This window comes from Corynebacterium sp. UMB6689, from assembly GCF_030215295.1.
Lineage (GTDB): Bacteria > Actinomycetota > Actinomycetes > Mycobacteriales > Mycobacteriaceae > Corynebacterium > Corynebacterium aurimucosum.
This window is the reverse complement of sequence record NZ_JASOLS010000265.1, coordinates 1-241: the sequence shown is the minus strand read 5'-3', so window position 1 is coordinate 241 and position 241 is coordinate 1. Positions and strand designations below refer to the sequence as shown.

General features: G+C 58.5%; 1 protein-coding gene. It reads left to right on the top strand.

Annotated elements, in window-relative coordinates; all coding sequences use genetic code 11:
* Positions 1-241 (top strand): transposase (locus QP363_RS13455; protein ID WP_284764863.1); only part of this gene is annotated, 241 nt, incomplete at both ends.

Genomic DNA, 241 nt, shown 5'->3' with positions numbered 1-241 from the left:
ACCCCAGCTTCCGGGAGCAGATACAGGTGGTGACCATGGATGGGTTCACCGGTTATGCCACCGCAGTCGAAGAGCAACTACCACAAGCAGACAAAGTCATGGACCCTTTCCATGTGGTGCATCTGGCAGCCGACAAGCTCACCAGTTGCCGACAAAGACTCCAACGTGAGACAACCGGGCGCCGCGGACGCAAAGATGACCCGCTGTACAAGCACCGGCGCACCCTGTTGACCAGGACGAA